The 26,421-nt window shown below is 69.6% G+C and carries 18 protein-coding genes; 12 read left to right on the top strand and 6 right to left on the bottom strand.

The genetic code is table 11. The features are described from left to right. Positions 1–2 precede the first annotated feature (2 nt). The 3 genes from MA876_RS14145 to MA876_RS14135 are packed head-to-tail and all read left to right on the top strand — an operon-like array spanning position 3 to position 3,519. Positions 3–1,118, top strand: coding sequence for a glycosyltransferase family protein (locus MA876_RS14145; RefSeq protein ID WP_248150657.1), 1,116 nt, complete (start codon positions 3–5; stop codon positions 1,116–1,118). Next, positions 1,115–2,353, top strand: a complete 1,239-nt coding sequence (locus MA876_RS14140) for a glycosyltransferase (protein WP_248150654.1) — start codon at positions 1,115–1,117, stop codon at positions 2,351–2,353. The genes MA876_RS14145 and MA876_RS14140 overlap by 4 nt, the downstream gene beginning before the upstream one ends. A 26-nt stretch (positions 2,354–2,379) precedes the next feature. After that, positions 2,380–3,519, top strand: a complete 1,140-nt coding sequence (locus tag MA876_RS14135) for a glycosyltransferase family protein (protein WP_248150650.1) — start codon at positions 2,380–2,382, stop codon at positions 3,517–3,519. A gap of 6 nt (positions 3,520–3,525) precedes the next feature. Here the strand turns inward: MA876_RS14135 and MA876_RS14130 are convergent, their stop codons facing one another. Together MA876_RS14130 and MA876_RS19335 are read right to left on the bottom strand one after the other, a co-directional pair. Further along, positions 3,526–4,599: a glycosyltransferase gene (locus MA876_RS14130; RefSeq protein ID WP_248150647.1), complete on the bottom strand. Its 1,074-nt coding sequence runs from the start codon at positions 4,597–4,599 to the stop codon at positions 3,526–3,528. Then, on the bottom strand, positions 4,596–5,675 hold the full coding sequence (locus MA876_RS19335; protein ID WP_248150644.1) for a glycosyltransferase family 4 protein: 1,080 nt from the start codon (positions 5,673–5,675) through the stop codon (positions 4,596–4,598). Before MA876_RS19335 ends, MA876_RS14130 begins: the two co-directional genes overlap by 4 nt. Before the next feature lie 50 nt (positions 5,676–5,725). On the opposite strand from MA876_RS19335, the gene MA876_RS14120 reads away from it, so the two are divergent. From MA876_RS14120 to MA876_RS14085, 8 genes are all read left to right on the top strand, one after another. Further along, positions 5,726–6,817, top strand: coding sequence for an acyltransferase (locus tag MA876_RS14120; RefSeq protein ID WP_248150641.1), 1,092 nt, complete (start codon positions 5,726–5,728; stop codon positions 6,815–6,817). A gap of 38 nt (positions 6,818–6,855) precedes the next feature. Further along, the gene (gene wecB, locus MA876_RS14115; protein ID WP_248150638.1) at positions 6,856–7,917 is read left to right on the top strand and encodes a non-hydrolyzing UDP-N-acetylglucosamine 2-epimerase; all 1,062 of its coding nucleotides are present in this window, start codon (positions 6,856–6,858) and stop codon (positions 7,915–7,917) included. 82 nt (positions 7,918–7,999) lie between these two features. Next, the gene (locus MA876_RS14110) at positions 8,000–11,854 is read left to right on the top strand and encodes a cell wall-binding repeat-containing protein (protein ID WP_248150624.1); all 3,855 of its coding nucleotides are present in this window, start codon (positions 8,000–8,002) and stop codon (positions 11,852–11,854) included. A 42-nt stretch (positions 11,855–11,896) separates the two neighbouring features. After that, positions 11,897–13,189: a nucleotide sugar dehydrogenase gene (locus tag MA876_RS14105; RefSeq protein WP_248150619.1), complete on the top strand. Its 1,293-nt coding sequence runs from the start codon at positions 11,897–11,899 to the stop codon at positions 13,187–13,189. 167 nt (positions 13,190–13,356) lie between these two features. Beyond that, positions 13,357–15,516, top strand: coding sequence for a cell wall-binding repeat-containing protein (locus MA876_RS14100; RefSeq protein ID WP_248150616.1), 2,160 nt, complete (start codon positions 13,357–13,359; stop codon positions 15,514–15,516). A gap of 59 nt (positions 15,517–15,575) precedes the next feature. Continuing rightward, the gene (locus MA876_RS14095; protein WP_248150613.1) at positions 15,576–16,775 is read left to right on the top strand and encodes a heparan-alpha-glucosaminide N-acetyltransferase domain-containing protein; all 1,200 of its coding nucleotides are present in this window, start codon (positions 15,576–15,578) and stop codon (positions 16,773–16,775) included. Next, on the top strand, positions 16,772–17,767 hold the full coding sequence (locus MA876_RS14090) for a hypothetical protein (protein WP_248150611.1): 996 nt from the start codon (positions 16,772–16,774) through the stop codon (positions 17,765–17,767). The genes MA876_RS14095 and MA876_RS14090 overlap by 4 nt, the downstream gene beginning before the upstream one ends. Positions 17,768–17,936: 169 nt before the next feature. Further along, positions 17,937–20,717 (top strand): cell wall-binding repeat-containing protein, encoded by a 2,781-nt coding sequence (locus MA876_RS14085; RefSeq protein WP_248150609.1) that lies wholly within the window; start codon positions 17,937–17,939, stop codon positions 20,715–20,717. 33 nt (positions 20,718–20,750) lie between these two features. Here the strand turns inward: MA876_RS14085 and MA876_RS14080 are convergent, their stop codons facing one another. Further along, the gene (locus MA876_RS14080) at positions 20,751–22,406 is read right to left on the bottom strand and encodes a cell wall-binding repeat-containing protein (RefSeq protein WP_248150607.1); all 1,656 of its coding nucleotides are present in this window, start codon (positions 22,404–22,406) and stop codon (positions 20,751–20,753) included. A gap of 118 nt (positions 22,407–22,524) precedes the next feature. Here MA876_RS14080 and MA876_RS14075 point away from each other — a divergent pair, with 118 nt between their 5' ends. Next, positions 22,525–23,127 carry an acyltransferase gene (locus MA876_RS14075; RefSeq protein WP_248151130.1) on the top strand — a complete coding sequence of 201 codons (603 nt, stop codon included), beginning with the start codon at positions 22,525–22,527 and terminating at the stop codon, positions 23,125–23,127. Here MA876_RS14075 and MA876_RS14070 read toward each other — a convergent pair. From MA876_RS14070 to rfbA, 3 genes are read right to left on the bottom strand one after another with little or no spacing between them, the layout of a single operon-like run. After that, positions 23,091–24,542, bottom strand: a complete 1,452-nt coding sequence (locus MA876_RS14070) for a sugar nucleotide-binding protein (protein WP_248150605.1) — start codon at positions 24,540–24,542, stop codon at positions 23,091–23,093. The genes MA876_RS14075 and MA876_RS14070 overlap by 37 nt on opposite strands. After that, positions 24,542–25,540: a dTDP-glucose 4,6-dehydratase gene (gene rfbB, locus MA876_RS14065; protein ID WP_248150603.1), complete on the bottom strand. Its 999-nt coding sequence runs from the start codon at positions 25,538–25,540 to the stop codon at positions 24,542–24,544. The genes MA876_RS14070 and rfbB overlap by 1 nt, the downstream gene beginning before the upstream one ends. Continuing rightward, a complete protein-coding gene (rfbA, locus tag MA876_RS14060; RefSeq protein ID WP_248150601.1) occupies positions 25,540–26,409 on the bottom strand; it encodes a glucose-1-phosphate thymidylyltransferase RfbA in 870 nt (289 codons plus the stop codon). The genes rfbB and rfbA overlap by 1 nt, the downstream gene beginning before the upstream one ends. Positions 26,410–26,421: the final 12 nt, after the last annotated feature.

Here is a 26,421-nt window from a genome sequence, read left to right as displayed (position 1 = left end):
CGATGCTGATTCTGTCCTACTCGCCGATCGCGCGCGATGCCCGCCTGCTCAAGCAAGTCGCCCGCTTCACGCAGGACTACGACGTCACGACGTGCGGGTACGGTCCGGCTCCCGAAGGCGTCGTGGAGCACATCGAGATTCCGATCGAAGAACGCTACAACGACCTCGACGGCAAGCTCATCACGCTGAAGCGGTACCGGAAGGTCTATTGGAAGCTCTCGGCGGTGGTGTGGTCCAAAGCCCACCTCAAAGGGCGCAGATTCGACGTCGCGATCGCCAACGACGTCGAGGCCGTCCCGGTCGCGGTGAAACTCCGGCCGCGGCACGGCGTGCTCGCGGATCTGCACGAGTACAGCCCCCGCCTGCACGATGACAATCCGGCCTGGTTCGAGCGGATCACGCCGTGGTTCGAATGGGTCGTGCGGCGATACGTCACGAAGGCCGACGCGTGGTCGACGGTGAGCCGCGGGATCGTCGACGAGTACGAGAAGAACTTCGGCTTCCGCGCCGAACTCGTCACCAACGCCGCGCCGGGGCACGACTACACGCCGGGATCGGTGAACGAGCCGATCCGCATCGTGCACAGCGGTGCGTGCCTGCGCAACCGCAACCTGCACATCATGGCCGAAGCCGTCGAGGCCGCCGCCAACGACGTCACGCTGGACTTCTACCTCACGGCGAACGACCCGCCCTACCTGCAGGAGCTGAAGGACTTCGCCGCCCGTTCGCGCCGCGTGACCGTGCACGATCCCGTGCCGTATGCCGAGTTGGCCGACACGCTCAATGAGTACGACATGGGCATCCACGTCCTGCCGCCGATCAACTTCAACAACAAGCTGGCGCTCCCGAACAAGCTGTTCGACTACGTGCAGTCGCGCCTCGGAGTCATCATCGGGCCCTCGGTCGAGATGGAGTACTACGTCGATCAGTACGGCATCGGCGAGGTCGCAGCGGACTTCACGCTCGAGGCGACGACGGCGGCGATCGAGCGGCTGAGCGTCGAGTCCGTCACGCGGTTCAAGGCGAACGCGAACGACTGTGCGCCGGAGCTCGCCGGCGAACGGCAGGTCGACGTGTGGGAGCGCCTCATCGACGGGCTCATGGCACGCAAGCGATGACGTCGCGGCTCCTGCTCTTCACGAACGATTACCCGTATGCCTCGGGTGATGCCGTTTTCGTCGAGAAGGAGATCCGAGATCTCGCGGCGACGTTCGACGACGTCGTCGTCTTCTGCCACGCTCGCGACACCTCGGCGGGCGTCGTCGAGATGCCGGGCAACGTCGCCCTGGGCGGCAACCTCTTCGTCCCCGTACCGGAGGACCGGATCTGGACGCCGCTGACGCCGCGCTACCTGGGTCTCATCGCACGTGCGGCCTGGGCGGAGCTGCGCGCGGGGCGACTGCTGCGCCACGCACGGCTCTTCCTCATGGCGGCGCGCGTCGGCGTGACGCAGGCGAATCGGCGCGCCGTGCGCGATGCGGTCGCCGGCGCCGACCGCATCGTCGCGTACGGCTTCTGGGGGATGGGCGGCGGTCTGGCCGTGCCCTGGGTGCGGGGGGTGGATGCCCGTGTGGTGCGCGTCCACGGGTACGACCTGTACGAGTACCGATCGGCGAGCGGGTACCTGCCGTTCCGCCCTTTCCTGTTCGACCGGGCGGATCGCATCCTGACGATCTCGCAGGACGGCGCGCGCTATGTCGCCGAGCGCCACCCGCAGCGCGGCGTCGCGGCGAAGATCCGCGTGAGCCGCCTCGGTGTGCCCGGACCGCGCGTGCTCGAGCGGTCGCCGCGAGCGGGGGAGCGGCTCGTCGTCTCCTGCTCCGCCGTGTCGGACCTCAAACGTGTCGGACTCATCCTCTCGGCGCTCAAGGTGCTTCCGGGGCTCTCAGCCGACCGACCCGTGCGGTGGGTGCACTTCGGTGACGGGCCGCTTGCGGACGAGCTCGCCGCGGCGGCCGCAGAGCTCCCCGAGGGACTGACCGTCGAGCTGGCGGGCCGTACGCCGAACGCCGCCGTCACCGACTTCTATGACACGACCCGCGTCGACGTGTTCGTCAACGCCAGCACGACCGAGGGCGTCCCGGTGAGCATCATGGAGGCGATCGCCCGCGGCATCCCGATCGTCGCGACGTCGGTCGGGGGGACGCCCGAGATCGTCGGACCGGACCTGGGAACCGGAGAGCTCGTGCCCCGCGAGGTGTCCGCCCGCGCTCTTGCGGAAGTGATCCGTGCGGTGCTGGATGCCCCGGACGACGCGTACCGACCGCGGCGCCTGTGGGAGCGCGAGTTCGACGTGCAGGTGACGGGACCCCGCGCGGCGGAGCTCGTGCGGACGGCGGGAGAAGCATCGTGACGATCGCGCGCTGGTAGCGTCGGACGGTGCCCAGTCCCGACGCGCGCTCGCGAGTGCTGATCCTCTCCTTCTCGCCGATCGCGTCGGATGCCCGCGTCCTCAAGCAGGTCGCGCTGCTGCGGGACGAGTACGAGGTCACGACGTGCGGGTACGGCGAGGCGCCCACGGGCGTCGCCGACCACGTCCGCATTCCGGACGAGTTCGCGATCTGGCGATATCCGCGCCTCGCGGTCGTGCTGCGCCAGTACCGCTGGGCATATCGCAAGAATCAGGCGATCGCGTCTGCAGCCGGGCAGCTCGCCGGGCGCCGGTTCGACGTCGTGCTGGCCGACGATGTGGATGCCGTCCCCCTCGCGCTGTCGCTGGCACCCGTCAAGGGCGTGCACGCCGATCTGCACGAGTACTCGCCGCGGCAGCATGACGAGTCGCCGCGCTTCCGCTGGTTCGTGCGTCCGTTCATCGAGTGGATGACGCGACGATACGTCGCGCGCGCGGCTTCCTGGACCACGGTCAGCAGCGGGATCGCGCGGGAGTACGAGCGAAGGTTCGGGTTCCTCCCCGAGATCGTGACGAACGCGGCGCCGTACGCGGATGCCGAGCCGACGCCGGTCGGCGAGCCGCTGCGTCTCGTGCATTCCGGTGCGGCGCTTCGCAATCGCCATCTGGGCACCCTCATCGACGGGGTCGTCGGCGCGGCGTCGGGCGCCACTCTGGATCTGTATCTCACGCCGAACGACGAGGTGTATCTCGCCGAGCTGCGGGAGTCCGCCGCGCGGGCGGGCGGTCGCATTCGGCTCAACGCGCCCGTGCCGTACGCCGAACTGGCTGAGACTCTGCGGCGATTCGACGTCGGTGTGCACGTCCTGCCGCCCGTCAACTTCAACAACCGGTGGGCGCTCCCGAACAAGATCTTCGACTACGTGCAGGCGCGGCTGGCGGTGCTCGTCGGACCATCGCCCGAGATGGCCGACTACGTCCGCCGCTACGGCATCGGCGCCGTGGCGTCGGACTTCACGGCGCCTGCGCTGAGCGAGGCGATCGACGCGCTGACGGCCGCGTCCGTCGCGGCGATGAAGGCAGCGTCGCACGCGTCGGCGCGCGAGCTGTCCAGCGAGAGCCAGGTGGCCGTCTGGAAGCGGGCGATCGACGCCCTCGCGGCTGCCTGAACGCGCTCAGCTCATCTGCAGCGCCGATGCCGCGGCGAACCGCACGGGGCCTTCCCGATGCAGCAGCCGCGACAGCGATCGGGGGACGAGCGACCCCAGGTGCGCGAACTGCCGTCGCAGGGTCGCCGCACGGATGAGCCGCTCCGCGGGGATCGAGGGATCGAGCGCGGCGTCGAGCAGATCGCGGTCGCGCCGCGACAGCACCCGCTCGATGCCTTCGCCCGCGGCGAGCATCGCCACCGCGGTGGCACGCAGCGTCGTCCGCTCCGACGGTGTCCACGCGGCGGGATCGAGGCGCTGCGTGATGGCGCCGAAGAGATGGATGCGGATGAACTTCACGATCACGGACTGCCGGGACGCTGTGGGCAGTTCACCGAACCACGGATCGTCCAGCACCGCGGGGAGGAACGCGAAGGTCTCGGCGAGCGGACGGGGAGCGAAGGTCGTCCGCCCCGCGGCGTCGTCGTGGATCAGGTAGGCCGGCCCGGTGCGGTCGTACGAGATTCCCGCCCCCGAGAACCACAGTCGCGTCACGTAGGGCAGATCTTCGCCGACGGGGATGCCGGCGGCGAAGCGCAGCCCACCGAATCGGGCGCGTGAGACGAGTCCGAGCGGTGCGGAGCGATAGCTCAGGCGATCCCGCACGGGATCGAGGGCCGCGCGCGACCGCGGTCGGGTCGGCGGGGTCGGGACAGCGGCACCCGCCGCGTGGCGCAGTCGCGAGATCACGACGTCGGCGCGGTCGCGCTCGGCGCGCCGCAGCCACGAATCGATCGCTCCCGGCGCGAGGGTGTCATCGGAGCCCATGACCGATGTGAACCGGGCGGTCGCGGCATCCAATCCCGCGTTGAAGGGGCCGGCGGGGCTCGGGATGCCGTCCGCGAAGCCCAGCACGCGGACGTCCGGCCGCGCTGCGAGAGAGCCGAGAGCGCCCTCGACATCGCCGGGTTCCAGGCCATGGGCGACGACGCTCACCCGCACGTCGGCGCCCGTCGACAGCACCACCGACCCGACGGCGCGCGCGACGGGACGCGAGAGGTCGTGCACGGGGATGACGACGTCGACGGCCGGATCGCTCATGCCGGAACCCCGATCGAGCGATAGACGCGTTCGATGCCTTCGCGCACCGTGGTCGGAGTGAAGGCATCCGCCACGGTCGCCGAGACGTCGTGCGGAGTCATCGCTGACGTGGCGGTCAGAAGGTCCTCGATCGCGTCGGCGTACGCCCGCGGCGTCTGCACATCGACGAACCTGCTCACGGAGGGATGCGAATAGTCGACCGCTCCCGTCGCTGCGCCACTGACGATCGGGCGCCCGTGGGTGAGCGCCTCGGCCGTGGCGACGCAGAAGTTGTCGCCCTGCGTCGGGAGCACGAACAGACGCGCTTCCGCGAAGGCGCGCTCGACGTCGGCGGACGGCAGAGCGCCGGTGAGGCGCAGGGCACCGGAGACGCCGAGCCGCTCCGCCTCGGCGTGCGCGCTCTCGCGCTCGGGGCCTTCGCCGATCCACGTCAGGGTCGCCGGACGCCCGCGGGCGATGAGCGCGGCGAGCGCGCCGACGGCGAGCAGCGGTCCCTTGCGGGGGATGAGGCCGCCCACGGCGAGCAGGCGGTCGCCCTGCGGCCACGCGACGGCGGGCGCGGCGGGGACGACGCACGGAACGATCTCGACGGTGCCGTGCCGGTGCGGGCGGATCGCCGCGGCGAGGCGTCGGCTCTCGGCGATCACGGCCTCGGGGCGAGCGAGCACGCGTCGAAGGGGGCGCAGCAGCATCCGCTCCCCGACGCCGAGCGTCTCGGGGGCTGTGAGGCCCGACCAGTGCTCGGAGTGCACCCACGGGCGGTCGGCGGGCCTCCCGCGGAGCCAGGGCAGCAGACCCGTGAGAGCGTGGGTGTGCACGACGTCCGCTCCCGCAGCCGCCTCGCGCACGAGTCGCCGCGCGCGCGCGAAGTCGGCCGGGCGGGTGCGACGCAGGGAGACGCGCGACACATCGAGACCCACGGCAGCGGTCTCGGCGTCGGAGGCCCCGGTCCAGTCGAGGTGGAGGACGTGGACGTCGTGCGCCTCGGCGAGCGCGTGCGCTTCGCGGGCGACGAAGAGCCCGGACGCGGGTGACCGATCCGTCGGGAACCACGGAGTCACGACGAGGATGCGCACCGGTTCACGTTATCAATCGGGATGCGGGCGGCCGACTACCATGGTGCCTCGTGTCCACTCCTCGCACGAGCGCCGACTCTCCGGCCGTCGCGCGTCAGCCGTCGCTCGACGTCCTGCGCATCCTGGCGGTGCTCGGCGTCGTCGCGATCCACGTCTTCGGCGCGATCGTCACGAACGACGCCGTGCGCGGCGGCAAGACGTGGTGGACGGCGGTCGCGATCGACCTCGGATTCGTCTGGGTCGTGCCGGCGTTCGTGATGGTCAGCGGCGCCCTGGTCCTCGCGCCACGCCTGCAGGCTGCGGGGCCGGGGCAGTTCTACCGTCGTCGCGTGCTCCGACTCGGCCCGGCGGTCGTGTTCTGGCCGATCTTCTACATCCTCGTCGTGAGGATCATCCTGAGCGGACACGACCTCGGTCCGACGCAGATCGCGGCGCTTCTGCTTCAAGGGCACCCGTACACGCACCTGTACTTCCTGTGGCTCATCGTCGGGCTCTATGTGGTGGCCCCTGTGCTCGCGGCCTTCCTCGCTCAAGGCGGCCAGCGGCGGGCGCTGATCTTCGCCGGGGTGGTCCTCGCGGCATCCGTTCTCGCTTACAGCACATCGGGGCTGCTCGCGTTGGCAGGGCAACCGCGCCCGATCGCGCTCAACGCGTTCACCCAGTGGGTGCCCTACGTCGGGTACTTCCTCGCCGGCTGGGCGCTGAAGGACGTCGTCCTGCGCCGCCGCGGTGTCGTGATCGCGGCGCTCGTGGCGGTGCTGTGCCTGGCCGAGGTCGTCGTGCAGTACGGCCTGACGCCGGCGTTCCCGCTCCTGCGCGCGGTCGCCCCCGCCGGTTACCTGGGGCCGTTCACGGCGATCGCGACACTGTGCATCTTCGTCGTGGTGCGCTCCGCCCTCGCCGCGTGGACGCCGCGTCCGCGCACATCGCGGTTCCTGCAGACGATCTCGGACGCGGCTTTCGGGGTCTTCCTCGTGCACTTCGCCTTCATCGTCGTCCTGCGCATGGTCTTCCCCGCATTCGCCGAGGCGGCGAGCAGCACCCTGTGGGGCGCGGGAGCGATGTGGGCGGCCGTCGTCGTGCTGTCCTTCGTCGTGACGGTCCTCGCGCGACGTGTCCCGTTCGTGCGGCGCGTCTTCTGACACGGCGGGCCGCGGTCGCGAACGTAGACTGGGGTCCCGTGAAGATCGTCAGCGTCGTCGGCGCGCGCCCCCAGTTCGTCAAGCTCGCTCCGATCGCACATGCGGCGGCCGCGGCTGGTGTGAAGCACGTCATCGTCCACACGGGCCAGCACTACGACGCGATGCTGTCGGATGTGTTCTTCGAGGACCTCGGCATCCCCGCGCCCGACGTGCACCTCGGGGTGGGCAGCGGCAGTCACGGCGTTCAGACGGGCTCGATGCTCGCGGCCCTCGACGCGGTGTTCGACGAGCATCAGCCGGATTGGGTGCTCGTGTACGGCGACACGAACTCGACCGTCGCCGCGGCACTGAGCGCGGTCAAGCTCCACTTCCCCGTCGCGCACCTCGAGGCGGGACTGCGTTCCTTCAATCGCCGGATGCCCGAGGAGCACAACCGCGTGCTCACCGACCATGCGGCCGACCTGCTGCTCGCCCCGACGCAGGTCGCGGTCGACCATCTCGCGCATGAGGGTCTCGCGGAGCGGACGATCCTCGTGGGCGACGTCATGACCGACGTCCTCTTCGACGTGCGGGACGGCCTCGCCGGCGCCCCGTCGGTGCTGGTGGAAGAGCTCGGGCTCGAGCCCGAAGGCTTCTACGTCGCGACGATCCACCGCGCCGAGAACACCGACGATCCGGAGCGCCTGCGTGCGGTCGTCGAGGGTCTCGCAGGTCTCGACCGCCCGGTCATCCTCCTCGCTCATCCGCGCGTCGTCGCGAAGGCCGCTGCGCACGGAATCGATCTGACGCAGGGTTCGCTCCACGCGCATGCGCCGCTCGCGTATCCCGATCTCATCGCCGCCGTGCAGGCGAGTGCCGGCGTCGTCACCGACTCGGGCGGCCTGCAGAAGGAGGCCTTCCTGCTGCGCGTGCCGTGCACGACGGTGCGCACCGAGACCGAGTGGGTCGAGACGATCGAGCTGGGGTGGAACGTTCTGGCCGACACCGCGGCGGAGATCGCGGCGGGCGTCTCGCGTCCGCGTCCCGCCGACACGGACGAGACGCCCTACGGCGACGGACACGCGGCGGAGCGCGTCATCGAGGCTTTGACAGCGGGCTAGCTCTTGACGGGCGCATCGGCGCCGACTACCTTCTGCGCAACGGCATTGCTGGGGCAGCCGCGATCAGGGGGTGGGGATCCTCATGAATCGTACGTCGGTGCGGGTGCGGTTCCTGGTCTTCGGTGTCCTCCTCGCGCTCGTGCTCGCATTGGTCCCTGTGGTCCCGCCGGCCGCTGAGGCGGCGTTCAACCATCCGCAGCCGGCGAACGGTGCGGGCGAGCTCGTCGACAGCTTCAACCAGGACGACGCGATCTTCGTCATCGGACTGTCCGACCTGGGCGGCGGGCGGGTGTGCATCATCCCGGCGGGTGGGGCGGCCGATTGCGACGATCCCGCGAACATGGGGCCGCCGAACGTCCTGATCGGGATCGGCACCGTGTACTCGCTCATCGCGGGGCCACGGCTCCTGCCGGGGGACTGGCAGCTGCTGAGCGAGTCCGGCTCGTCGGGCAACTGGAGTCCGAACCACGTATCGGACGTCTTCACGGTCTTCCCGTGCGAACCCGGCGCGTGCCCCCCGTCGACGGGCGCGGAGGACGCGGAACGGTTCAAAGCCGCGTCCCGCGAGGCGACCCGGGGCGCGAGCGCCGTATGCACCGCCTTCAACGTGCGCGACGTGGCGACGGCCGGGCGCGACTACGTCAAGAAGTCGACCGTCCGGAACGGCGTGACACTCATCGAGACGGTCCGGACCGCTCTCGGCGACGATTCCGGTGGCTCGTCCGGGGATTTCGGCGTCGACATCCCACCGCCGCCGCTGTGGGAATGGATGCTCCGGGGAATCGCGTGCAACGTGCAGCAGATGCACAAGGACATCGAGCTCGACCCGCCCGACCCGAACTTCACCTCGGTCGAGCAGCCGCAGTTCCAGACCGTGCCCGCTGGGCTCGGCAGCCCGGCGCTCCAGGAGTATGTCGAGGCGATGGAGGAGCAGCGTGCCTATGGCCGGGCGATCCTGCGCGCATACGAGCGGTATCAGGGGGCTCAGGCTGCGAACTCACTCGAGTACGAGGCTATGCAGATCCGCGCTGTCTCCGACTTCAGTCGCGACTTCGAGCGGGCCCTCGTACGGTCGGCGGATGCCTCGGCGGCGCTCGCCGGTGATGGTGACGCCGCGTCGCGCGCGTGGACCGATCCCGTCGTCTTCCCGACGACCGAGGGCCGCGACGGGTATGCGGCGTTCGCGCGCCGCGTCGCGGCATCGGGCTATACACCTGCCGAGGAATCGCTCGCGCTCGCCGCCGGGTGGACCGAGGAGCAGATCGCCGAAGTCGAGCGCAGCTACCTCGACTTCGAAGAGGTCGCTCATGCCCCCGGCGCCTCGAGCGCGGCGACGCTTCGCTATCAGGCGGAGCAGTTCCGCGAAGCCGCGATCGGCGTGGACCAGTTCGGTCGCGACACCGACGCGGTCGCGAACGGACTCGAGGGTGCGCTCGCGCCGCCGCTGGACGCGAGCGTCGCGTCGATCGATCTCACAGCGTCTGACGAGACCGCCCGTACGGGTGACGAGGTGTGTCTGGAGGCGGTCCCGCGCAGAGCAGACGGCAGTGCGATCGGCGGCGGGCCGATGACAGTGCGGCTGGACAGCACAGGCGATCTCGACTTCGACCAGACACGACCCAACATGTACAACCACTATGGGACGGTCATGACGGAGTGCTTCACCTTCGGTCATGAAGTCGACGTCACGTTCCGCGTTCGCGTGGGATCGGCTGCCGATTCGGTCACGGTGACGTGGCGTGACCCGGCCGCAGGCGATCACGCACCGTGGACGCAGCGAACGAGCGTCGAGGTGAAGCCGGGGGAGTCGACGCCCATCATCCTCTCCGGCGGCGACGATGAGGGTCATCCGCTGACGTGGCAGGTGACGTCGTCACCGCAGTTGGGCACGCTCTCGGGTGAGGCGCCGAACCTCGTCTACACGGCCGACGCCGAGCCTGAACGCAACGGCGAGGTGATCCGCTTCCGTGTGTCCGACGGCACGCGCACGGTCGACGGCGACGTTCAGGTCTATGTCGGTGCGGATGCCGTGGCGCCGGGCCTGCCGGTCGTCTCGGTCGACGCCAAGGGCGCGACGACGGGGAGGCTCCCCTACCGGCAGCCGGCACCGGAATCACTGCGCGACGAGGACATCATCGATGTCGCCGGTGGCGGCCAGAGCGGCTCCTTCGCGCTCGATGCCGACGGCGACGTGCACGCGTGGGGCGGCTACGACTGGATGAGCGGCCCCGGGGTGACTCCTGAAGTGATCGCAAGGAACTGGGTCGTGCCCGAGCGCATCGCCGCCCTCGACGTCGCGGCGATCCGATCGGATGGCAGCGGCTACAACGTCGCGATCGCCGACGACGGCACGCTGCACGCATGGGGCGACTGCCTCAACGACATCCCTCGCTCGCTGCTGGGCGTACCGGTCGACGACGTCGAGGTGAGTGTCTCGAACGGCATCGCGCTCCTGACCGACGGTTCGCTCAGCGTGTGGAATCGCGGCTGGTACGGCGGCCACGGAGACCCCGACAGCACGTGTGCGCTGGGCGAAGTGCCCGTGCCGCCGCGCTTCGCGACGAGCGACTTCGTCGCCGTGGACTCCGGCGGGCTGCAGGCGACGGCCCTTCGTGGCGATGGCGAGATCGTGTCGTGGTTCGTCCAGCACGGCGACTACGCCTATCCGTGGGCGACGATGACCTCGACCGACCCGTTCGTCACGGTCGACGCGGATCTCTACGAGGTGTGGGCGACGACGGCGTCGGGGTCGTTCTTCGGCTGGGCGGGAAACCTCAGCGGCACGCACAACTTCGCCGGCAGTCGGCGGCTCGCCGGCGACGCGGTCGCGCGCATCGAGTCGGGTTTCGGGCACGCTGCGCCGCTCTTCGGGTTGGCGGAGGACGGGTCCCTGCGCACCCTGCGATTCGAGAGCCCGGCGGGCGTCTACTATCCCGACAACTCGGGGGGACTCCCGCAGGAGCTGCTCGGACGGCGCGTGACCGACATGAGCTCCGCCCAACTGGGCGGGCTGGCTCTCGCCCCCGCGATGACCGTCGAGCGCCATGCGGGGCGCGATCGCTATGCGACGGGCGTCGAGATCTCCAAGGAGGGTTTCGGTCCCGGCGTGCCGGTCGTCTACCTCGCGACGGGCGCGAACTACCCCGACGCACTCTCGGCCGCGCCCGCGGCGGCGATAGAAGGCGGGCCGCTGCTGCTGACGGCACCGACCGCACTCCCTGCCGCGGTCGCCGCCGAGCTCGATCGACTCGAACCCGACCGCATCGTCGTGGTCGGCGGCTTCGGCGCGGTCTCTCGCGCTGTCGAATCGAGGCTCGAAGAGTATGCGCCCGTGGTCGACCGCATCGCCGGAGCCGACCGTTACGCGACATCCCGCGCGCTCGTGTCCTCCGTCTTCGACGACGTCGACGATGTCTTCCTCGCGACCGGGCGCGACTTCCCGGACGCGCTGTCGGCGAGCTCTGCGGCCGCCACCGCCGGCGCGCCCGTCCTGCTGGTCGACGGCAAAGGTGCAGGGGTGCCCGAGCCGCTCGGCGCGCTGGTCGAAGAGCTCGGGGCTCAGCGCGTGCTGATCACGGGCGGCACGGGTGCCGTGAGCGAGATGGTGGCGGATGCCGCGGCCGAGATCCCGGGCATCCAGACGGTCACGCGCCTCGCCGGAGCGAGCCGCTACGCGACCTCCGTCGCGATCAACCGGCATGCGTTCGCCGACTCCGAAGAGCTCTTCCTCGCGACGGGGACGGGCTTCGCCGACGCCCTCGCGGGCGCGGCGCTCGCAGGAGCCCGACAGGCGCCGCTGTACGTCATCCCGAAGACGTGCGTGCCGGCCGACGTCGCGGGCGAGGCGCTGAGGCTCCGCGTCCTGACGTCGCGCGTGCTGGGCGGAACGGGAGCGCTCGCCGCGCCGGTCGAGGAATGGCAGATGTGCCCGGGGTGAGGTCGGCGCGGATGGCCCGGCGGCCCTCGTAGACTGGAATCCATGCGCATCGCCGTCGTGGCCCTCGGAAAGATCGGGCTCCCGCTCGCAGTCCAGTTCGCCGACTCCGGGCACGAGGTGATCGGCGTCGACGTCAATCCCGCAACGGTCGACAGCGTGAATCGGGGGGTCGAGCCCTTCCCCGGCGAGGACCACCTGCAGGACAAGCTCACCGAGCTCGTGCCGACGGGGCGCCTGCGCGCGACGACCGATTACGCCGAGGCGATCCCCGGCGCCGACGCGGTCGTCCTCGTCGTCCCGCTCTTCGTCGACGACGCGACCTGGGAGCCCGACTTCGCGTGGATGGATGCCGCGACCCGCTCGCTCGCGCAGCACCTCACGCCCGGAACCCTCGTCTCGTACGAGACGACTCTGCCGGTCGGCACGACCCGCGGTCGCTGGAAGCCGATGATCGAAGAGGTCTCGGGCTTGGTCGAAGGTCGCGACTTCCACGTCGTGTTCTCACCCGAGCGCGTGCTCACCGGCCGTGTGTTCGCCGACCTGCGCAAGTACCCGAAGCTCATCGGCGGGCTCTCCGAAGAGGGCGCGCGCCGCGCCCGCGAGTTCTACGAGGCAGTGCTGCAGTTCGACGAGCGCGACGACCTCGCGCGCCCGAACGGCGTGTGGGACCTCGGCAGCGCCGAGGCATCCGAGATGGCCAAGCTCGCCGAGACGACCTATCGCGACGTCAACATCGGACTCGCGAACCAGTTCGGCCTGTTCGCCGCGGAGCACGGCATCGATGTCTACCAGGTCATCGAAGCGTGCAACTCGCAGCCGTACAGCCACATCCACAGGCCCGGAATCGCCGTCGGCGGACACTGCATCCCGGTCTACCCGCGGCTGTACCTCTCGACCGATCCCGACGCCGACATCGTCCGCACCGCGCGACTGCTGAACGCGTCGATGCCCGAGCGGCTCGTCGCCCAGGCCGCCGGCATCCTCGGCTCGCTCGAAGGGCTTCGTGTCGTGATCCTCGGGGCGGCGTACCGCGGGGGAGTCAAGGAGACCGCCTTCTCGGGCGTGTTCCCGACCGCCGCCGCGCTGCGCGAACGCGGGGCCGAGGTCTTCGTCCACGACCCGCTGTACAGCGATGACGAACTGCGCAGCCTCGGCTTCGAGCCCTACGCGCTCGGCGAGCCCGCCGATGTCGCTGTTCTCCAGACCGACCACGCTCTGTACCGCACCCTCGCGCCGACGGATGTGCCGGGCATCCGTCTCCTCGTCGACGGACGGAACGCGTCGGATGCCGCGGCCTGGGCCGGCACGCCGAGGATCGTCGTCGGCGCCGCCTGACACCATTCCGCCGCGCTCGCGGTGCACGTCGGCACGAACATGTCGTTGCGCGCATGCGCGCGCATACAATACGTTCGCTTCTACGGCTGTGTGCCGAGTCCGACTGTGCTCCGTGGGGGAGGCCGGGGGCGCGGATCTGGGAGTTGTCGATGAGCGTTACTCGTCGTGTGTGTTGGGGACGATGGACTGCGGGGGTTGCGATCGCGACGCTCGCTCTGAGCGCGCTGGTGGCCCCGGCAGCCGCGGCGAGCCCGCAGTACGACCTGTGGCAGGGGCAGCCCTACCACACGAACCCCTCGGCCTTCGTCGAGGTTCCCGTCAACGACATTCTCGAGCTGAATGCGAGCAACCCGCTGGAGCATGCCGTCGTCTTCGTCGTGCACACCACGATCGGCGGCGCCGCGTCGGAGCACCCGGTCGAAGTCCCCGCGTACTCGTATCGCAACGACGTGTTCCTTGACATCGACGGCGTCCACACGCCGGGCACGACGATCGTCGTCCTGCTCGAGACGACGTCGGGCACAGGCCTGGGGTATGCCGACCTGCCGAGCTTCACGGTGTCGTCCACGGTCCGATCGGGCGGGACCACCATCGGCATCGGTGGCACGATCTTCCAGCAGGCCGGCGTTCAAGCGCTGGGCGACATCGCCAGCATCACGGTCAACTTCCGCGATCTCAACGGGGGAAGCTCGATGCTCGCGAGGCCGCAGATCTACAGCATCCTCCTCGGTGCCGATGAAGAGATTCCGGGCGACATCATGGATCCCCGCCTCGTCGAGTTGCGTGAGGACACCTCGCTGGGGTCGCCGGCGACCGGGCAGGTCACCGCGGAGGTCCAGATGACGGGGGATGCCGGCAAGATCGCGATCCTCACGCCCAGCATGTACGCGTGCGACTGCATGCCGGCGCTGCGGCCCTTGTACGTCACGGGTTACGACAAGCTCGATGTGCCGAGCGCCGTCGAGCGGCTCTCCGGCGCGGGCCGGTACCACACGTCCGCCGCGATCAGCCGTGACACGTTTTCGCCCGGAGTCCCCGTCGCGTACATCGCCAACGGGATGAACTTCCCCGACGCGCTGTCGGGCGCCGCGGCCGCAGGCTTCGAAGGTGGTCCGGTGCTGCTGACGGCGACCGCCGAGATCCCACAGGTGATCAAGGACGAACTGACACGCCTGCAGCCCGCGAAGATCGTCGTCCTCGGCGGCAAGGGCGCCGTGAGCGACGCCTTGATCCCGACGCTGCAGTCCTACATCGTGGGATCGGGCACAGTCGAGCGGCTCTCCGGTCCGGGGCGTTTCGACACCTCCGCAGCCATCAGCGCAGCGACGTTCGCACCAGGAGTGCCCATCGCGTACGTCGCGAACGGGATGAACTTCCCGGACGCGCTGTCCGGCGGCCCGGCTGCGGGATACACCGGCGGCCCCGTGCTGCTGGTGACCCCCACCGAGATCCCGGCGGCCATCCGCGAAGAGCTCGAGAGGCTGAACCCGCAGAAGATCTTCGTCCTCGGCGGCAAGGGAGCGGTGAGCCTCGACGTCCTCAAGGAACTCGGCACCTTCGTGCCGTCGACATCGGCCGTGTCCGTGCCGAGTGAGGCGACGAGCGACGACGGCACCGTGCGGACGTACGACACGACGGCCGAGCCGATCACCGCGTGGTGGGGCGACAGCATCACCGTCACGGCGGCGCCCGGGTTCTTCACAACCGGACCCGACGGGGACTGGACGGGTGATCGCGGGTTCGAGTACTCGTTCATCCGCGAGAACATGTGCCCGATCGGCGATACCGAGGGCTTCGGGTTCCAAGAGGGGCCGCAGTCGACGACCGTGTCGCCGGACGGCTCGACCCTGACGTTCGAGCTGCCCGACCAGCCGTTTATGGAGGCGGTGTGGAACCTCGCTCGCACACCCTCGATCACGATCGTCGGCTACGCGCAAGCGCCCGCGAGCCCGCCGTTCCCGTGCCAGCTGACGGGTGAGCGGTTCGAAGTCGTCATCGATCTCGACATGGCGGCCGGGCGTCTCTCCGGACAGGGGCGCTACGACACGTCGGCGGTCATCTCGGCCGAGACGTTCACGCCGCCCGTCGACGTGGTCTACATCGCGAACGGCCTCACCTTCCCCGACGCACTCTCGGCCGCTCCGGCCGGAGGAGTGAACGCGGGGCCGGTGCTGCTGACCGACAAGGCCGCGCTCCCGCAGGCGACGAAGGATGAGCTGACGCGTCTGCAGCCGCGGTCGATCCGCGTTCTCGGCGGAACGGGCGCCGTGAGCGCGGCCGTCATGGCGGAGCTCGAGGAGTACGTGGTCGTTTCGGCAGATCAGTAGGCAACCGCTGACGTCGGCGGGCGCGTGTCGTGCGCGCCCGCCGACGTAAGCTGGTCGTCATGCCCACGCCCGACGACACAGCGCTGTCGCCTGCGTCGGGCACGGAGCCCGAAGCGCCGCCCGCGAAGCCCTCGCGTCACAACACGTTCCGGATCGCGAGCCTCGATTGGGCGCGCGGATGGATGCTGATCGCGAGCGTGTCGGTCAACAGTCTCCTCCTCACGCCGTCGTGGTTCGGCCACGCTCCGTGGGAGGGCGTCAACCCGATCGACGTCATCTTCCCCGTCTTCGTCACCCTCTCGGGCTGCGGTCTCGCCTTCGCGATGGCGCGCACCGTGAAGGTCGGCCCCCTGTTGCGGCGGGTTGCGGTCCTGTTCGCCCTGGGCCTCGTCTACAACGCGATCGTCGAGTGGTCGCTCGACGTCTTCACGTGGCGCGTGACGGGCGTCCTCCAGCTCTATGCGGTACTCGTCGCACTCATCGGGCTGCTCCATCTCGTCACCAAGACCTGGCGCGGATGGGCGATCATCACCGTCCTGCTCGCCTTCGTGCACACGACGATCCTGACCGTCTTCGCGACACGCTGCACCGCCGGCATCCTGACCAAGGAGTGCAATCCGTCGGGTGCTCTCGACAGCCTCGTCTTCGGTGCCCACATGTATGCGGGTGGCATCGCAGGGCACGATCCCGAGGGCATCGTCGCGATTCTCGGCGCGATGATCTCGGCCTCGGCGGGGGCGACGCTCGGACACCTCATGCTCGCCACACGCAGACGGTCGCTCGCGACGGGACGCGGACCCGAGGTCGCGATCGTCCCGATGCTCGCGGCGTGCGTCTCGTTCGTCGCGCTCGCGGCGCTCACGTTCCTCACGCTCCCGATCCTGCTCGGCGTCGAGCTGCCGATCATGAAGCGGCTGTGGACGGCGCCGTTCGCACTCGGAATCGCGGCGATCACGGGTGTCGTCCTGCTGATCGGGCATCTGCTTCTCGATCGGGCTCACCCGTGGCGTCCGATCGAGGTCGCGTCCTATCCGCTGCTAGCGCTCGGACGCAACAGCCTCCTGGTCTACTTCGGCTCGCACATCCTCACGAGCCTCCTCCATCACCCCGGCCCGTCGGGTGTGCCGCTCTCGCATTCGATCGCCGAGGCGATCCCCTTCCCCGGCCCGCCCCAGCTCGTGTGGACGATCCTGCTGCTCGTGTTCTGGACGGGCCTGGCGATGATCCTGCATCGACACCGGATCTACGTGCGCCCGTGACCGCCGGCATCCCTCCCCTCACGCGCGGGATCATCGCGTGGTCGATCCTGCTCGCCGTCGTCGCCGGAGGCACGGTTGCGCTGCTGGCCATCGCGATCGCCCGGACTCCGGTCGAGCACACCGCCTCGATCGTCGTGGTGCCGCATCCGGACGACGAGTTCCAGACATGGTCGCTCGTCGAGGACACCCCCGACGAGTACAAGATCTTCGTCTCGCTCACTCGCGGCGACGAGACGGGCTTCTGCGAACCCGACATCCGCGAGACGTCTCTGCAGGCAGACCTCGGCGAGCGGGCGCCCGACCCCGATCCGCCGGGCCGCTGGACGCCCGAATGCATGGAGGCGCGGCAGAACTCGCTGCTCGGCTACCTCACGCAGATGTCGGAATCCGATCCGACGATCCCGGGCGACTTCGGCGCGATGACGGAGTACACCGACCTCCCGGCCGAGGGCGTCGAGATCTGTCACGACGACGACGGTGTGCGCGACTGCGACGCGTCCCTGCGGACGGCGAGGGTGTGGAAGGATGCCGCGGGCCGCGGCGCGGTGGTGTTCTTCGACCTCGGCGACGGCGACCTCACGCAGGACGAAGCGGCGTGGGCGCTGCAGACGCTCATCGCGAATCGCGACACGTGGGGGCTCGACCCGGCGCGGGTCGGCGCGATGATCGGCGCCTTCGCCAATGAAGGGCATTCCTGCTACTCGTATCCGCATCCGGATCACGTCGCGGTGCACCAGGTCCTGTGGAACGTGGACTTCGGCGTCGGCCCCCAGGTCGGTGCGACCTGCTTCCTCGATCCTCGCCAGCGGATGTCGGCCTTCGTGAGCCCGGAGTCCGCCGCCGCGGCGTTCGCGCTCGGTCCGAACGGCGAGCGTCTCGGCGCACACGGCAGGAACTACGGCTGGCTCCACGACGATGCGTTCCCGCTCGCCGGCATCCGTCAGAACGACCTCTTCATGAGCTTTCAGTCGTTCTGGGTCCGCTTCAACTGAACTTTCCACAGGAGGTCAGAAAACTCCCAGGAAATGCTTAGGATGAACCAGCACCGCTGGGGATGCTGGTGCTCTGGGACGCCGGGAGGCAAGGATGCACGCTGGTCGAGCACGCACGTGGCGAGGAGTTGCCGGCGTCGTCGCCGCATCCGCGCTCATCATCACCACGATGGCGGCAAGCCCCGCCGTCGGCGAGGTCGGGGCGACCGCAGCGCCGACGCAGGTCGAGCTGACGGGTGTGCTGCGGGTCATCCCCGCCGAAGCGCGCCCGGTGCACATGTCAGCGCACGACCACGCGGCAGCTGAACCCGAGATCCACCACGAGGGCTCTGTGGCGCTGCTCACCGACGACGGGGCGATGGTCGAACTCACCGACGTGGATGCTGCGGGCCTGGCGAGCGGGCAGGAATACACAGCGACGGTCGACGTCCCCGCCGACGTGCAGGTCGCGGTCGAGCAAAGAGTGGACGACCTCGCAGAGCTGAGTTCCGCCGAGGTCGCGACGGCAGTCGCGCTGGCAGCCGAGGGCGAAGGCGTCGCACTTCCTGTTGTCAGCGCGTTCGCTGAGCCTGTCGTTGCTGCGGCGGTGTCGCCACGGGCGCACACGCTGGACATCATCGCGTACACGGAGAACGGCAGTGGATCGGTTGCTCCCTCGGCTAGCGAGATCAGCGCGGCAGTAGGCCGTTTGAGCGAGTTCTGGGGAAGCCAGTCTGCCGGTCAGATCTCGTCCATCACGGCGACCTCCGTACGGTCGCAGACCGTCTCGTGGGACGTGTGCGATGAGCGCACCGCCTGGAACAATGGCGCGGCAGCGTTCGGCATGGGGTCGATCGATAACGGTGCGTACTGGTACGGCCAGACGAGCCGGCACCTCGTTGTGCTCGTGGACGAGAATTGGTGCGGCGGCGGTGGCCTGGGCACGCTCGGTACGACCCTCTACGACGGCGGTCTGATCCACGCTCAGATCCCTATCGCGAGCCCCGCCGACTGGGACCAGGTTCTGTTCCATGAGTTCGGCCACAACATCACGCTCAACCACTCCAACGTCCGCGAGTGCACGGCGCCCAAGGTCGACAGCGCGCGCAAATCCGCAACGCGGCAGCCCGCCGACCCCGCCTGCGAGGACTACGAGTACTGGGACACGTTCGACGTCATGGGCGGAGGGTTCATCTCGCCGAGCGGCAGCCTCGCCACGACCCGCAACATCGCCGCGCTGAGCGCGACCCAGAAGGTCAAGCTGGGCGCGCTCTCCGTGGCGAACGGACTTCAGGAGGTGAAGACTTCGGGCGGCCTGCTGCAGACCTACACAGTGGAGGCGATCAGCGCGACGGCGGGCACCCGCGCGCTGCAGGTCACTGACCCGACCAACGGTGAGAAGCTCTTCGTCGAGTATCGTTCGGCCACCGGGCGTGACGCCAATGCGATGTACGCGCTGTGGTCCAGTAATGAGGCCAACGACGACTACGGCCCGGGCGTGCGCGTCATGCGCCTCTACGAAGACGAGTGCATCGGCAATTGCGACTACTACTGGCCCGGCTACTCGCTCGCTCTCTCGCGTCACGTCACTTCCGGTGTCGGTCACACTCACGCGATGCATTTCCGTGCCGGCGAGCAGATCAAGACGTACACCAACAACGTGACGGTGCGGGTCGTGTCGACCACCGCGACGACGGCGACGGTCGAAGTGGGCTTCTACACGCCGTACACGACCGTGCCGACGGCATCGAGCGTTTCGGTCAACGGCGGCGGCGACCCGTATGTCGGCAAGACGCTCACGGTGAACGGCGTCGGGACTTCGGCATGGGCACCTGTGCCGACCTCGGTGAACTACCAGTGGCTGCGGAACGGGTCGGCCATCGCGGGAGCCACGAAGTCCACGTACCAGCTGCAGGGCGCCGACAAGGGTGCCTCGATCTCGGTCCGTGCGACGCCTGTTCGTCCGGGGTACCGCAACATCGCGGTGGTCTCGCCGGTGGTCTCGCCCGCACCCGGGGGTCCCGCGCCGACCGAGCGCATCAGCGGAGCATCACGCTACGACACAGCGGTGAAGGTATCCGAGCGCGCCTTCCCCGGAGAAGAGGACGCCGCCGAGATCGTGTACATCGCAACGGGGCTCAATTACCCCGACGCGCTCGGCGCGGCGCCGTCTGCGGCCTACCTCAACGGGCCTCTTCTCCTCGTGCCCCCGACGGGAGCGCTTCCGGCATCCGTCGCCGCCGAACTCGCGCGGCTGAGCCCGGAGCGCGTCGTCATCGTCGGCGGCCTCGGCGCCGTCTCCGAAGCGATGGCCGACCAGGTCGCCGACGCCGCGACGGTCGAGGAGGGCATGCCGCCCGAGGTCGATCGCAAGCGCGGTGCCAGTCGCTACCACACGGCCCGCGCTCTGGTCGAGGATGCCTTCGCGGCGGGCTCGGTGTCGCAGGTCTACATCGCGACGGGGCGCAACTACCCCGACGCGCTGTCCGCGTCGGCGGTCGCGGGTGGAAAGGGCGCGCCCGTCGTGCTCGTGGACGGGGCCCTCGCGACCCTCGACGCCGACACGATCGCGCTGCTCGCCGAGCTGAAGGCCGACGCGGGTATGAAGGCGTGGGTCATCGGCGGCACGGGTGCTGTCAGCGCCGGCATCATGAGTCAGCTCTCGACCCTCGGCTACACGCCTGAGCGTCTGTCGGGCACGAGCCGCTACGAGACGAGCGCCAAGATCAACGAGCAGGTCACGGGCGCCGTGTCCGAGGTGTTCCTCGCCACGGGGACCGGATACGCCGACGCCCTCGCGGGTGCCGTGCTCGCGGGGGTGAACGGCGCACCCCTGCATGTGACGCCGCCCACGTGCGTCTCGGCGGGAGCGGGTGCGCAGATCGGCGCGAACGCCACCGGTACGGTCACACTGATCGGCGGGTCCGGCGCGCTCAACGCCAACGTCGCCGCCCTCGGGATGTGCCCGTAGCCACGCGCTCGTCGCGGCCCTGCGCTGTCTGCGTCAGCAGCGGCGCAGGGCCGCGACGTCCGCAGAGAGGGCGCCGGTGCCGCCGAGCAGCGTCACGGTCGTCGGCCGCAGCCGGGTGATGGCCGCGTCGGTCTCGGCGACGAGGCACGAGGACGCCGTGGTGAACAGCGGGATGCCGGACGCCCCGGCGATCGCGGCCCCCGAAAGCGCATCGGCGAAGCTCGTCCCCGCAGCCAGATAGACGGTGCTCTCGGACGCGAACGCCTGCGCGTTGATCGCCGCAGCGGTGCCGTAGCGCGACGTGCCCGACAGTCGTTGGACCGGTGCTCCCGCCGACGCCAGACTCCGGGCGACGGCCTCGCTCACGGCACCGGTGCCGCCGACGACCCGGATCGACGTCGTCCCCAGTCCGCGCAGAAGGCTGAGGGTGTCGGGCGACACGTCGGACGCACGTCCGTCGACGAGGAGCACCGGAGCGCCAAGGGCACCCGCAGCGGCTCCGGCGGTGAGAGCGTCGGGGAAGTCGGTGCCGGTCGCCACGTACGCGGTCGATGATCCCGTGAAGAACGCGTCCACCAGCGCGCGGGATGTCGCATACCGGTCGCCGCCGCCGATCCTCGACGTCGGCGCGATGTCGCCGAGGGCGTCTTCGACCTCGGGTGAGACGGCACCCGTGCCGCCGACGACGACGATCCGCTCCGGTGCGAGGGCCTCGAGCGCGGCGCGCGTCGCGTCGCCGAGCCGATCGGGATCCGTCAGCAGCACCGGGGCATCCGCTGCTGCTGCGGCCGGCGCGGCGCTCAGCGCGTCCGGGAAAGCCGTTCCGGACGCGACGAAGACGGTGTCAGCTCCTGACGGATAGCCCGCCCGAGCGATGGCGGCCGACGTCGCGTATCGGTCCCCGCCCGACATCCGCGTCGTCGTGGCGCCGCCGGTCACCGGCCGCGTTGCGGCGGAGGTGGATGACGCGGGGAAGTACGACGGATGCGAGCCCGTCACGCGGGCGCTGATGCGCTTGCCGCTGTCCGAGATCGTCGGCGAGTAGCGCGACGCCGTCGCGCCGCTGATCGCGCGGCCGTCGGAGAGCCACTGCCACGCCAGGGACGTGCCCGCCGGCCACCCGCTCGAAGACGCCGTGAGCGTCGCGCCGATCGCGTTCGTGCCGCTGACGGCCGCGGGCCGTGTCGCGAGCGCCGGCTTGGCGATTCCGAAGATCTGCACCCAGTAGGTGCGGTAGCAGGTGCCGGTCGCGTAGCCCACGCCGAGACCCGTATAGCTGCGATTGAGGATGTTCGCGGCATGCCCGGGCGACGCCATCCATCCGCCCATGACATCGGCCGGAGTGAGGTAGCCGGCCGCGATGTTCTCGCCCGACGCAGCCCACCCGGCCACGTCGATCCGCGAACTGCGCCACTCGGACGAGCTGTGCGTGAACGTGCAGCTCTTCGCGAGATAGCGAGCCCATTCGCCGGCTGCCGCGTCGAGGGCGGGGTCGCTGACAAGCGCCGGAAGACCCGCGCTCGCGCGCTGGGCGTTCGTGCGATCGAAGACCTCCGCCGCGGCCCCCGTGGCCGCCGACCCGGGGGCGGGTGCGGCGGCGAGCGCGAGCGATGCGATCAGGGTTGTGACGACAAGCAGGCCGACGGGGCGGACGAGTCGATGGATGACGCTCTGGGGGGCGAGTGGCACTCTCGAGACGATATCGATGTGAGGGGTGTCCCCGCCAATCGACAGCGGGCGCCCCCGTGTGCGCGCCGCTAGGATCATGATCGTCTCCTCGATCAGCGGAGGCGACGAGGGAGACATCATGAACCAGCCCGCTCCGGCGCGCATCGTCGACTCCGCCGATGTCTCACCGCAGGCATCCGTCGGCGACGGATCGTCGATCTGGCACTTGGCCCAGGTGCGCGAGAACGCCTCGCTGGGTCAGAACTGCATCATCGGCCGCGGTGCGTACATCGGCCCGGGAGTGGTCCTCGGCGACAACTGCAAGGTCCAGAACTACGCCCTCGTCTATGAGCCGGCACGGCTCGCCGACGGCGTCTTCATCGGGCCGGCGGTCGTTCTGACCAACGACACCTACCCCCGTGCGGTGAATCCCGACAGCACGCTCAAGAGTGCGCATGACTGGGAGCCGGTCGGGGTTCAGATCCGCGAAGGGGCTTCGATCGGCGCCCGGGCGACGTGCGTCGCCCCCGTCACGATCGGCGCCTGGGCGACGGTCGCCGCCGGCGCGGTCGTCGTGAAGGATGTCCCCGACTTCGCGCTCGTCGTGGGGGTCCCCGCACGCCGCATCGCCTGGGTGGGCAAGGCGGGCGTTCCTCTGACAGAGACCGGGCCCGGTTCGTGGGAGTGCCCGCAGACGGGGGCGCTCTATCGCGAATCCGACGGGGTGCTCTCCGAGGCCTGAGCACGAAGGCTCGTGACGTAGCGAGCGAGCGAAGCCGCGGCATCCCGCGGTTCGAATCCCGCAGCCTCGATCTTCGTGAGATCCAGCACGCTGTTGCGGGGTCGGGGGGCTACCGGTCCAGGCGCGCCCGCGAAGTACTCGTCCGTGGAGACGCCCGTCACTCGCGCTGAATCGTGTCCGGAGAGGGCGAACACCTGCCGCGCGATCTCCGCCCACGACGTGGGCGCTCCCGCGCCGGTGAGGTTGTAGGTCCCCGCGGGGGCGTCGTCCGCGAGCAGATGCAGGATGCCGCGGGCGATGTCCTCGGTGAAGGTCAGGCGGCCGATCTGATCGTCGACCACCTTCGGATCGATGCCGCGTTCGGCGAGGGACACCATGGTGCCGACGAAGTTCTTGCCCTCGCCGATGACCCACGACGTGCGCACGATGTAGTGCCGCGGCACCGTCGCGGCGATCGCGTCCGCCGCCGCCTTGGTCTGGCCGTAGACACCGAGCGGGCAGACCACCGCGTCTTCGGCGTAGGAGCCCTCGGCGCTGCCGTCGAAGACGTAGTCGCTCGAGACGTGCACGAGGGTGAGGCCGTGCGCTGCGGCGATCTGCGACAGTCGGCTCACTCCCGTGACGTTGGCGGCCCAGGCATCCACCCGTCCGTCCGCCGTCTCGGCGAGATCGACCGCGGTGTACGCCGCGGCGTTGATGATCGTGCCGTAGTCGCGCCAGCGCCGCGCCGTCGCGAGGTCGCTCGACATCAGATCCAGATCCTCGCGCGCTGCGTACTCGACGTGTGCGGCGTCGCCGAACTCCGCTCGCAGGGCGCGACCGAGCTGTCCGTTCGCGCCCAGAACGAGTGTCTTGCGCGGCGCCATCGGCACGACGTCCGCGAGGCGCGGGTGTGCGAGGTCCTTCGCCGAGATCTCGACATGGGCGAGCGGGATCGGCCACGCGATCGCAGCGGTCTCGTCGGCGAGGTTGAGGAAGGTGTACGCGGCGTCGGGGGACCAGTGGTCGTTGACGAGATAGGTGTACGCGGTGTCGGGCTCGAGGGTCTGATAGGCGTTTCCGACGCCACGGGGGACGAGGATCGCACGCGAAGGATCGATCTCGGCCGTGAACACTGCGCCGAAGCTCGGGCCCTTGCGCAGATCGACCCATGCGCCGAAGATGCGGCCTGTGGCGACCGAGACCCACTTGTCCCACGGCTCGGCGTGGATGCCACGGGTCGTTCCGACGGCGTCGTTGAACGACACGTTGTTCTGGACGGGGCCGAAGTCGGGGAGCCCTGCGGCGAGCATCTTCTCGCGCTGCCAGTTCTCTTTGAACCATCCGCGGTTGTCACCGTGGACGGGCAGCTCCCAGAGCACGAGACCGGGGATGGGCGTCTCGATCCGCTCGAGTGCCTTGCCGAACGTCGTCATCACTGGCCCTTGGACGCGTAGAACGCCTCGACGCCGTCCTTGGACGGTGCCCACCACGACTCGTTGTCGCGGTACCACTGGATCGTCGCCGCGAGACCCGCCTCGAAGTCGCCGTAGGTGGGCGCCCACCCGAGCTCGGTGCGCAGCTTCGTCGAGTCGATCGCGTAGCGCAGGTCGTGACCGGCGCGGTCCGTGACGTGGTCGTAGGCGTCGGCCGGCTCGCCCATGAGCTCGAGGATCAGCTCGACGACATCCTTGTTGTTCTTCTCGCCGTCGGCGCCGATGAGATAGGTCTCTCCGATCTCGCCCCGGTCGAGGATCGTGAGCACGGCCGACGAGTGGTCGTCGGCGTGGATCCAGTCGCGCACGTTCTCGCCTGCGCCGTAGAGCTTGGGGCGGATGCCGCGGATCACGTTCGTGATCTGGCGGGGGATGAACTTCTCGACGTGCTGATACGGCCCGTAGTTGTTCGAGCAGTTCGAGATCGTCGCGCGGACCCCGAACGAGCGCACCCAGGCGCGCACGAGCAGGTCGGAGCCGGCCTTCGTGGACGAGTACGGGCTGGACGGGTTGTACGGAGTGGACTCGGTGAACCGGGCCGGATCGTCGAGCTCGAGATCGCCGTACACTTCGTCGGTCGAGATGTGGTGGAGCCGGCGGTCGTGGCGGCGTGCCGCCTCGAGCAGCGTGTACGTGCCGATGATGTTCGTGTCCAGGAACGGCCGCGGGTCGTGCAGCGAGTTGTCGTTGTGCGACTCGGCGGCGTAGTGCACGACCGCGTCGACCTGCGAGAACAGCGAATCCACGAGCTCGGCATCCGTGATGTCGCCCTTCACGAACGTCACGCGGTCCTCGGGCAGCCCTGCGAGCGAGTCGAGGTTGCCGGCGTAGGTCAGGGCGTCGAGCACCGTCACGTGGTGATCGGTGTGCGCGACGACATGGTGCACGAAGTTCGAGCCGATGAAGCCGGCGCCCCCCGTCACGAGCAGCTTCGACATCAGAGACCTCTCTCCAGGACTTCGAGCAGATAGCTTCCGTACCCGGACTTGACGAGCTTCTCGGCGCGGGCACGCAGCTCGTCGTCCGAGATGAAGCCCTGACGCCAGGCCACCTCTTCGGGGACGCCGATGCTCAGGCCCGTGCGGCGCTGGATCGTGCGCACGTACTCTGCGGCATCCGTCATCTGATCGAACGTCCCGGTGTCGAGCCACGCCGTGCCGCGGGGGAGGACCTCGACCTGCAGCGCGCCCCGCTCGAGGTACTCGCGGTTGACGTCGGTGATCTCGTACTCCCCGCGCGCGCTCGGCGCCAGGTTGCGCGCGATCTCGATGACGTCGTTGTCGTAGAAGTACAGACCCGGCACGGCGTAATTGCTCTTGGGCGCGGCCGGCTTCTCTTCGAGCGAGATAGCGGCGCCGTTCGCGTCGAACTCGACGACGCCGTACGCCGCCGGCTCGGCGACCCAGTAGGCGAAGATCGCGCCGCCCTCGATGGCCCGGAACCGCGTGAGCTGCGAGCCGAGGCCGGGCCCGTAGAGGAGGTTGTCGCCCAGCACGAGGGCGACGCTGTCGTCGCCGATGAACTCGGCACCGATCGTGAACGCCTGCGCCAAGCCGTCGGGCGAGGGCTGCTGTGCGAAGGACAGACGGATGCCGAACTGCGATCCGTCACCGAGGAGGCGCTCGAAGAACGGCGCGTCGTGCGGCGTCGTGATGACGAGGATCTCGTCGATCCCCGCGAGCATGAGCGTCGACAGCGGGTAGTAGACCATCGGCTTGTCGTAGACCGGGATCAGCTGCTTCGACACGCCCAGCGTGATGGGGTGGAGGCGTGTTCCCGATCCGCCCGCGAGGATGATGCCTTTCACGACCCCATCCTG

Source organism: Microbacterium aoyamense (assembly GCF_023155855.1).
GTDB lineage: Bacteria > Actinomycetota > Actinomycetes > Actinomycetales > Microbacteriaceae > Microbacterium > Microbacterium aoyamense.
Note: the sequence above shows the minus strand (reverse complement) of the source record. Positions and strands in the feature narration are given on the sequence as shown.

Coding starts and splice junctions, on each gene's coding strand:
- MA876_RS14145 (WP_248150657.1), top strand. CDS start 3: ATGCTGATTCTGTCCTACTCGCCGATCGCGCGCGATGCCCGCCTGCTC.
- MA876_RS14140 (WP_248150654.1), top strand. CDS start 1,115: ATGACGTCGCGGCTCCTGCTCTTCACGAACGATTACCCGTATGCCTCG.
- MA876_RS14130 (WP_248150647.1), bottom strand. CDS start 4,599: ATGAGCGATCCGGCCGTCGACGTCGTCATCCCCGTGCACGACCTCTCG.
- MA876_RS14110 (WP_248150624.1), top strand. CDS start 8,000: ATGAATCGTACGTCGGTGCGGGTGCGGTTCCTGGTCTTCGGTGTCCTC.
- MA876_RS14105 (WP_248150619.1), top strand. CDS start 11,897: ATGCGCATCGCCGTCGTGGCCCTCGGAAAGATCGGGCTCCCGCTCGCA.
- MA876_RS14095 (WP_248150613.1), top strand. CDS start 15,576: ATGCCCACGCCCGACGACACAGCGCTGTCGCCTGCGTCGGGCACGGAG.
- MA876_RS14085 (WP_248150609.1), top strand. CDS start 17,937: ATGGCGGCAAGCCCCGCCGTCGGCGAGGTCGGGGCGACCGCAGCGCCG.
- MA876_RS14075 (WP_248151130.1), top strand. CDS start 22,525: ATGAACCAGCCCGCTCCGGCGCGCATCGTCGACTCCGCCGATGTCTCA.
- MA876_RS14070 (WP_248150605.1), bottom strand. CDS start 24,542: ATGACGACGTTCGGCAAGGCACTCGAGCGGATCGAGACGCCCATCCCC.
- rfbB (WP_248150603.1), bottom strand. CDS start 25,540: ATGTCGAAGCTGCTCGTGACGGGGGGCGCCGGCTTCATCGGCTCGAAC.